11 protein-coding genes are annotated in these 8,454 nt (G+C 62.6%); 1 reads left to right on the forward strand and 10 read right to left on the reverse strand.

Annotation, left to right across the window (positions count from 1 at the left end; genetic code table 11):
* Nucleotides 1–913 (forward strand): DUF2867 domain-containing protein (locus AC1DWI_RS07150; protein WP_477724594.1); only part of this gene is annotated, 913 nt, incomplete at its 5' end.
* 58 nt (nt 914–971) lie between these two features.
* On the opposite strand, the gene AC1DWI_RS07155 is transcribed toward AC1DWI_RS07150, so the two are convergent.
* The 10 genes from AC1DWI_RS07155 to AC1DWI_RS07200 form a co-directional block, all read right to left on the reverse strand.
* Nucleotides 972–2,573 (reverse strand): hypothetical protein, encoded by a 1,602-nt coding sequence (locus AC1DWI_RS07155; protein WP_477724595.1) that lies wholly within the window; start codon nt 2,571–2,573, stop codon nt 972–974.
* Between the two features lie 252 nt (nt 2,574–2,825).
* A complete protein-coding gene (locus AC1DWI_RS07160; RefSeq protein ID WP_477669458.1) occupies nt 2,826–3,014 on the reverse strand; it encodes a hypothetical protein in 189 nt (62 codons plus the stop codon).
* A 27-nt stretch (nt 3,015–3,041) separates the two neighbouring features.
* A complete protein-coding gene (locus AC1DWI_RS07165) occupies nt 3,042–3,764 on the reverse strand; it encodes a M23 family metallopeptidase (RefSeq protein ID WP_477669459.1) in 723 nt (240 codons plus the stop codon).
* On the reverse strand, nt 3,764–4,825 hold the full coding sequence (locus AC1DWI_RS07170; protein ID WP_477669460.1) for a L,D-transpeptidase family protein: 1,062 nt from the start codon (nt 4,823–4,825) through the stop codon (nt 3,764–3,766). The genes AC1DWI_RS07165 and AC1DWI_RS07170 overlap by 1 nt, the downstream gene beginning before the upstream one ends.
* A 157-nt stretch (nt 4,826–4,982) precedes the next feature.
* Nucleotides 4,983–5,669 (reverse strand): alpha/beta hydrolase family protein, encoded by a 687-nt coding sequence (locus AC1DWI_RS07175; RefSeq protein WP_477669461.1) that lies wholly within the window; start codon nt 5,667–5,669, stop codon nt 4,983–4,985.
* Between the two features lie 64 nt (nt 5,670–5,733).
* Complete coding sequence (locus AC1DWI_RS07180) at nt 5,734–6,006, reverse strand: YkvA family protein (protein ID WP_477669462.1); 273 nt, start codon at nt 6,004–6,006, stop codon at nt 5,734–5,736.
* 127 nt (nt 6,007–6,133) lie between these two features.
* Nucleotides 6,134–6,415 carry a hypothetical protein gene (locus AC1DWI_RS07185; RefSeq protein ID WP_477669463.1) on the reverse strand — a complete coding sequence of 94 codons (282 nt, stop codon included), beginning with the start codon at nt 6,413–6,415 and terminating at the stop codon, nt 6,134–6,136.
* A 71-nt stretch (nt 6,416–6,486) separates the two neighbouring features.
* Nucleotides 6,487–6,696, reverse strand: coding sequence for a hypothetical protein (locus AC1DWI_RS07190; RefSeq protein WP_477669464.1), 210 nt, complete (start codon nt 6,694–6,696; stop codon nt 6,487–6,489).
* Nucleotides 6,697–6,740: 44 nt separating this feature from the next.
* On the reverse strand, nt 6,741–7,490 hold the full coding sequence (locus tag AC1DWI_RS07195; protein WP_477669465.1) for a 2-keto-4-pentenoate hydratase: 750 nt from the start codon (nt 7,488–7,490) through the stop codon (nt 6,741–6,743).
* A gap of 33 nt (nt 7,491–7,523) precedes the next feature.
* Nucleotides 7,524–8,454, reverse strand: a 931-nt coding sequence (locus AC1DWI_RS07200) for a pilus assembly protein PilP (RefSeq protein WP_477724596.1), incomplete at its 5' end; no start/stop codon positions are given.

Here is an 8,454-nt window from a genome sequence, read left to right on the forward strand (position 1 = left end):
GTCTTGCCATACCAATGAACTGGGCGGCAATTTGTCGGAGTCTTTGAAACAGGAGGTGCTGACCAATAAGGCGAGTATCCCATCATTGACGGAGTTGCTGCCGGACGAGGTGAAGGCGTTGCTTCAGGCCAAGGACTTCAAGGCCGATACCGTGCCGACCACGACTTTGTCGCTGGATGCTCCACCCGGGACGTTCCATCGAGTGGTATGCAACACTGTGCGCAGCGGCGCAGGCGTGATGCGAGGCTTGTGGGGTTCGTGGAAAGGGGCGTCGGGCTTTTTGTCACATGGCGGATCCGCCCGAAGCGTGAAGGAGCTCAGTAGCCCACCAGTGGATTCGCTGCTGCTTCAGCAACTGACCAACCTGCGCGTCCATCATGAAGACACTTTTCGCTTGCGCGTGACCGGTACCAACTTCGGGCACACCAGCGCCACGAATCTGCTTGCCGCGGTCCTGGAGGGCTTTCTGCTCAATGCGCCCAGCGGTGTGTCCAATCTGATGGCGCTGCGCAACGTTCTGGTTAAACCCCTGGGCCTGCGTACATCGCCATTGGGCTGCCCCGTGTCTTCGCTGTTGTCACCGGACACCAGCAACCTGTTCGCCAACCGCTACCCGGTGCTTGACCAAAGCGTTAATACAGCCGATACCAAGGCGCAGGTCATTCTGGGCGCCAATGACAAACATCTGCTGTTCAGGTCCTGTGTCAGCGTGGAAATCGTCGACAAGCATCATGTGGATGTGATGCTGGGTACGCGGGTTCATTGCAAGAATGCTTTTGGCCGCTTTTACATGGCGGCCATTGACTATGTGCATCGCCACTACGTTACACCCACGATGCTGCGGCTGGCTGTGGAATATGCGGTGGTTCAGGAGAAAGAGTCGGCCGTACCCGCCAAGCTGGCGACGGCCTGAGAGCAAGTCAGGAACGTTGTTTTTGGTGCCCGCAACTTCGTCACCATCTCGCAGCACCTCACATCAGCGCAAGCAGCAGCAGGCACACCACGAACACCCCCATCTCGAGCCATTCCTGACTCGTCATGCTGAGCATGCGGCGGGCCGTCAGCGTCACCACCGGGACCAGCAAGGCGAGGCCTATCCAGCGGTCCAGCGGCATGAGGCAGACACGCGCCAGCGCCCACAACCAGGCGCAATGCGCCAGAAAGCCCCAGAACTCGGCCCGGCTGGTTTTTGCGGTGACGTTCAGCGTAAGGCGCCAGCCGGTGGCTACGGCCTGCCACCATTCCATATCCTCGTCGTCCAGCACCTTGTGCAGGGCGTGCAGGGCCACCACACCCAGCACCACCGGCCCGACGAAGCCCGCCCCCAGGGCAATGCCGAGATACAGGGGATGGTCGTAACCCGTGCCGCCACCGCCCAGTTTCACAGTGGCCAGCACCCACGCGCCGCCTACCAGCAGCACCGTGACAACGGCAACCATGCCCTCCGGCACGCCCGCGCTACGCGCCGCGCGGCCACMGGCAAACAGGCCGAGCGCCAACACGGTAGCGCCGAGGAAGGTAGTCAGCAGTGTGACGGTTGCCTTCCATCCGTGATGCGGTGCAGCCGTCAGGCTGCCCGACTCGGGTGGGTCCATTGCTTTTTTGGCAGGGGACCACTGGCGGTACGGCTCGTGCCGGGCCTTCAGCTGGCGCTGGCTCCAGCTGACTCTTAATGGCGATGCATTCGCGAATGCCAGTTCTGTGTGGTACAGGCGCTGGGCACTGTCGAGGTCATGCGGGACCAGCACGGTCTGCAGGCCTGCCTTGCCGTTGGCCGCCTGCAGCGCAGCCAATTGCTCACGCCAGTACCCGGCCGCCGGAGGGGCCTCGCACGCCAGTGGCCCGGACTCGGCGCCGGGCTGAAGCAAGGTGACTTCATTGGCTCGCATGACGCTTTGCGGTGCTCGCACCCGGTCCCAGTCGCAGGTAAAGCGCAGCGTGCCTTGCAAGACGATGTCGGGGCGGTAGAGCGGCAGCGGCACGGAGCTGGTATTGGCCAGGCGCAGCGACAGCATCAGGCGTACCTGGCCTTCGGCAGAAGGCGCAGCCCAGATGCCGGGCGCGATGGGCTGCATGTCGCGCATCTCCAGGGTGAAGAGGGGCGCACGCGAGGCGCCTGATTCCCAGCGCAGGGCTAGTGCCTGGTTGAAGGCCGCCTGCCAGGTAGCGCGGAAAGCGGGGCCCATCACGTCGTCGCGCTGGCGGCCGCGCGCGATGGCCACGGCCACATCGTCGACCGGCGCCTTCGAACCGCCCGGCAACCGGCGCAGGAATGACTTCCAGGCGCTGGTCCTGGGCTCTGGCACAGCCAGGGCCGGCGGTGGCGGCGCGCCGGTGACCTGCGCCACATAGCCATGCAGCAGTTCGCTGCGCAAGGCTTCAATGTCCGCCTTGGGCGCTTCGGCACTGCGCAAGACATTCACCAGAAAGTAGGCCTGCGCGGCATTGCTGCCCACAGGTGTTCCGTACAACGCAGTGGTGAAGGGAGTCGGCACGGACGAGGCATTGGCCGCAAAAGCCCCGTTCTGGAGCAGAAGCATGCTGCAGAGAATGGCGCGCAGGGTTCGTGTCATGGCTGTATCGCTGCCCGGGCTGCCGGGCGGTACGAGTGAGCCTGTTTCTCGTCGGCGGCAAGGCCAGGGCACAAAAAACCAGAACCCACCCTCTGGTTTTCAGGGCCACGCTCTTTTGCGTGGGTATTTGCTGTTTTCACGTATCGGTCTCCCTCCGATGAAAGGCGGCTTGCGCAGCAAGCTTGTTTTTGGTGATCGCGCCGATCTTATATTCAAGCCAACTATCGGCAGAAATAGGTGGCAATGCAGGATTTATACCCGCGAAAGCGTGATGCACTCGGCCTCGATAACAACAACCATCTGTTGTTCAGGTCTTGCGTGGTCGTTGAGGTCGTGAAGGAGCCGCCTGCCCTGCGGCGGTTTGCGGTTAGGTGCGCGACTGTTCAGGAAGGCAGGGGTGAAGGCGCTTGCCAGGCTGGCAAGTGCATAGCGCGTCAGCATGAGCCGGCACGTCATCGGCCGGGTTGTTTACGGCCTGGCGTCGCGCCAGACAAGATAAGGATTCAGCGGTGCGCCGCGCCACCACTGGCGCTCCGGCCCCAGTTTGAAGATCGCGAAGTGCAGGTGCGGTGCGTCGGGAGATGCATTCCCGGTGCTGCCGACATAGCCGATGACCTGGCCTTTGCGCAGGCTGGCGCCTTCGCTGAGGCCTTCGGCGTAGCGGTCCAGGTGGGCGTAGTAGTACGCGTACTGGCTGGCCGGGTCGAACTGGTAAATCGTGATGCCGCCTGGCTTGCTCAGGAACAGCTTGGCCACTTTGCCGTCCTCGACGGCGAGCACTGGCGTGCCGCGTGGGCTCATGATGTCTATGGCTTCATGCGGGGCTCCTGCTGCGCGCGCCTGGGTGTAGGTGTCGCTGAGCTGGGCGGGCATGACGCCTTGCACCGGAAGTGTCAGGACGCGTAGTCGTAACTGCGAAATGTCCGTGTCATCGGCGACAGATGCGGGTGGGGGCGGCAGGGCAGGTGAGGGCGCGGCTGCCTCTATGGTCTGAACCACAAGCGGTGGCTTGTCGGCCTCTCTTGCCGGCACGGCGGGCACCAGCGCCTGGCGGGCTGGCGGTGTAGCGGGCTGTATGACTTGTGTAACTGCCTCTTCCTTGCGCGTGCCCAGCATCACGCCTGCCGCCACGGCCAGCAACGCGCAGATGGCAAACGCCGTTCTCTTGAGGCGGGCGGGTGTGGATGCCATCAAGCCTTGACACTCACTTTGAAGCCGGCTTTCGCCAGGGTCGACAGGCGTTCTGCGTCCCAGTTGGTCATGTGAATGCAGCCATTGGTTTCGGAATGGCCCACATTGGAAGGGTTGGGTGTGCCGTGAATGCCCCAGTGCGGTTTGGTCAGGCCCAGCCAGATGGTGCCGACGGGGTTGTTGGGACCGGCTGCGATGTCGACCTTTTGCGCATCCTTGGGTGCGTTTTTCAGCAGCGCAGGGTTGTAGGTGAAGCCGGGATTTTTGACCTCGTTCTTGATGGCCATCATGCCCAGCGGCAGCGGGTCGTTCTTTTCATTGCCTATGCTGATGGGAAAACCCGCCACCAACCGCTTGGCGGTGTCCAGCACGTAGAGCACACGCTCGGACTTGTCGATTTCGATGGAAACCGCGTTGACCGGCATGGCGCTGACCGCGATATATGGCACGGTGATTTGCTTGCCGGCCTCGATGTTGATGCCGCCGTTGAGCTGCTTGAGGTAGCCGGTGCTGGTGTGGAATTTTTCCGCCAGCGCTTCTTCCACCGATTCATACACCAGCGCTTTCATCTTCGCGCGCTCGTCCATCGCCACAGGCGTCTTTTCAAACGGGCCGGCTGCGTCCTTCTCTGTCACGGTATAGCTTGTCAGAAGCGGAGCACCGTCCTTGCGCAACGAAGCCCAGGTTTCCGCAGTGACGGTGCCCGTGGGTTTGAGGTCGTGCGCGATCTGGTAGGCCTTGACCATGCGCTGCATGTTGGTGGCAAAGCGCCCATCGATCTCCCCGCAGGAGAACCAGGCCCGGTCCAGCATGATCTGTGCGCGCGCTACCGCTGCGCCTTTGCTGCCACTGCGCAGCAAGGGACTGTCGGTGGCGTTGTTGAAGGCTTCTGTGTCAAGGGGCTGGTTGCCCGCCGCCGTGTTTTTGGGCTTGGCCGCCCATGCGCCGTTGCCGGCCAGGCCCAGCCCGGTGAGGCACAAGGCAGTGACGAGGGTGCGACGGGAGAGCCGGGAAAGCTGTGGGGTTACAAGGCGAAGAGAGGAAGGGGTATCGAACGGCATGACGGGCTTTCGTAGTCAGGCCAGTCTGGGGCGCATAAGGCGCATCGCCTGTCAGCAGCCATGCCTAGCGGCGGTCAGGTTTAAGCGGGTATTTGTCTTGCCTCACACTCCCTACAGAGCGCCAGGCGGCTCTCCTGGTACATCAGGGAACCGACGATCACGCTGTACGCTGGTGCTTCGTCATCCACGTGGCCATGGTGTCCAGCAATTCCTCGCGCACCTGCGCATCGGTGCGGCCTGAACGCACCAGCACATGGAAGGCGTGGTCGGCGCCATCCACGATGTGCAGGGTTGCCTTTTTACCGAGGCTTGCCGTGGTCTGGGTGATCAAGTCCAGATCAGCGAGGCCGTCGCGTGTGCCTTGCAGAAAAAGCATCGGCAGCTTCACGCCGTCCAGGTGCGCGGCGCGTTCGGTTGAAGGCTTGCCGGCTGGGTGCAATGGAAAGCCCACCAGCACAAGGCCCTTTAGTCCGGGCAATGGCTCAGCCGCCTGCGCCTGCGTGCTCATGCGACCACCGTAGGACCTGCCACCGGCAAACAGCAGCACATCAGGCATTTGCCGCGCCGCTTCAGCAACTGCCGCCCGGATCGCCGCATGGGCAACGGCGGGGGAGTCCGGTCGTTTGGAGCCTTGTTCCATGAACAGAAAATTGAAGCGCAAGCTGGCGATGCCGCGTTCCGCGAGGCCCTGAGCAATCGCCTCCATAAAGGCGTGGTTCATGCCTGCGCCTGCGCCGTGGGCGAACACATAACACGCCTTGGCGCTGGCAGGTTTTTGCAGCAGGCCGGAGGTGGTGCCGCCCGAAGGGAGCGGAATGTTCAGTGAAACGGGGCGTGTGGGCATCAATAGAAAGGGCGAGCTGAAATGGCGAACTGGCTTGGGATGCCCATTACAGCATCGCCAGTGCTCAGGCCGAACGCTTCGGCGCCGGATCGGCGATCCCGGGCGGCAGGCGGTTGAGCAGCCACCGGATCGCCAGCGGAACCAGCACGAGATCGTCAGCAATTCCGATGACCGGCAGGAAGTCGGGGATGAAATCAATGGGGGAGAACAGGTAGAGCGCAATCGCTGCTGTACCCCATTTCAGCCAAACGGGCGCTTCGGGATGGCGCAGGGCAGTCCACAGCCGCCGGGCATCGCCGCGTATCACAACCCAAAGCAGGGTCAGACGTTTGAACATGAAAGCTCCTTGGGTGCAGATGCAGGCCCGGCGGGCTGCTGAGTTTCAAATGGAGGTGCTTGCCCGGGCTACAAGGGCACTAACGCGCCGTTACGTTTGCGCGCCAGGAGGGGCGCCGGGTCTTCCGTCAATGCGCCAGATTGGAAACCAGCTTGTCTGCCGCCTCAACGGCTTCAGCACGCGTGGGCCAGGTCCTGTCGCTGTCGTGCAGGGGCGGCAGCGATTCAACGTGTACGACATCGATGTACCAGGGACCGTCAGGGAGGTGGCACAGCCTGGCCATGTAATGCCGGCCGTTGGCGACGCCGGGGACGTATTCCTCGATCGGCTCCGGTTCGTCGTCGGGTGCTTCGTCCAGTGCGTCTTCTGGTGCGTCTTCTGGTGCGTCTTCTGGTGCGTCTGTTTGCATCGGGTTTCTCTCCAAATCCCGATTATCCGCAACCAACCCTTGTCCTTCGCGGGGAGGGCGCCGGATATTGCTCAGACCTTGAGCTCCACCCCTAGCGCCGCGAGCTTTTTCGCGTACGCATCCCGGCGTTTTGCTGCCTTGTCTGCTGTCTCGACGGCCATCTGGATCGCCTTGGGGCCTTTGGCTGCAGCCGCCTTGATTAATCCGGACTTGTGGGCAGCCTCTGCTTCCGCCCTTCTAAAAGTGGCGATAAGTTCGGCATGGGCAATGGATGAGTTCACGGGGTACCTCTTACTGGTTGACTGGCGTTACTGGCTACCTGCGCCTAGCGTTCAAAACGCAGCTCCACCGCGCCGACGCTCGCTATTTCACCACGCACCGTCTCGTCCAGGGGTGCGGTCAGCAGGCCGGTACAGGACCCGGTGGTCACGATCTGGCCCGCGCGAAGCGGCTGGCCGCGCCGGGCGCAGTGCCGTGCAAGCCACGACAGCAGGCGCCAGACGTCTTGCGCCGGGTTGCCGCCGTGCGTGTGGGCTGCTGATGCTGTGCCGAAGTCTAGTGATGCCTCTACCGTGCGTAAGTCCAGCCGAGCGGGCGCAAAAGCTGACGGGCTGCCCAGCACCAAGGCGCCGTGGCATTGCAAGTCGGCCAACTGGGCCAGCGGGTCGGCCGTCTGGCCATCAAGCAAGCGGCTTTCCACCACCTCGATAGCCGGCTGCACGGCGTCAAAGGCTTCGGCCAGTTCAGCGGGTGCAAGCAGCCTGCCTTTGGGGTCCAGGTCGCGGCCAAGCCGGAAGGCGACTTCAAGCTCGACACAGCGCCATCGCCAGGCGGGGCCTGTGAGCGTGACGCCGGACGCATGGATGCCTGATGCGGGAAGCGGAGCGCAACGCGGTTCGGCGTGCGGGCCTTTGGCGCCTACCTTCCAGCCGGCGACGGGGCCAATGGCCGCGAGCGTGGCGTCCTGGATGGCGTAGGCGCCGGCGTGGTCGGCCGGGAGCATGTCGCGCCAAGGCACAGTGGGCCCGCCGGTTCGCGCGGTTGTCAATCGTTGCGCGGCGTTTTGCGGGGCCATGAAGACCGATTGTCGTATTGAACCTGACCGCTGCTATTGCGCCCAGGGCGGCTTGCCAAGAGCGGGGACGGGGAGGGCGGAGCGACGCTCGTTTTTTTTGCCTTCCGCGTCTTGAACCTGCTCGACGATCACAATTTCCTTGTCTGTAATGGAGATGATCTTCCCGCGCTCGGGCCCGAGATAGTTTCCGACCCGCACCCTGTAGAGTTGGGGAGGCGTTTTTTTGTGCATCACCAGCGCAAACTTCTCACTTCCTTGGCCAAAAACACCCGCCACGGCCAGGTCCACCAGCAATGCGGACTCGAGCGGTTCACGCGTGCCTTGGGCGCTGTCTGTGCCGGTGAATGGGTTCTTGGCGCCCAAGGCGCTTTGCCTTGCTTTGGCGAGTTGTTGGCGGTATTCAACGGCCTGCGCCTGCTCCAGCACCAGGTCGCCGAGATAGACCCAGCCCTCCACGGTGACGGATGCGGCGTTGCTTTTTACAAAACTGATTCGCTCAACCAGCGCTTCGCTGAGCACAGGCGAGTTGACCAGAAAATCAAGCATTTCCTTGTAAGGAGCGGTGATCTTGAAATGGAAGCGAAACAGGCCGCTGTTCGGAGAGCCGACCGGGTCCGCTTTAAAGATATCGAAACGGATGCTCTGCTGGCTTGCATATTCGTGGAGGCGCAATATATAGGTGTCGCCCAGCCGAGGTGAGGACAGGGTTGGAACCGGGATGGGCAGGCCGTGACGGATAGCTGCCTTGAATTCCATGTCCGCGTCGCCGGGCAAGCGCTTGAGGGTATAGGGGCCAAGCCAATGATTGGCATCCGGTGCAAGCCTGCCGGTCAGAGCGACGCTGTCGGCGGCACTGACGCCGCTCTCGAACCTGAAAGTGCCCTCCAGTATCTCTGCTTTTTTCAGGTTGCTGGAGCCGGGTAGTTGTTGCGCAACCTGATCAAGTTCCTGCACAACCTGGTAG

It is taken from the genome of Polaromonas sp. P3_C2, from assembly GCF_056402675.1.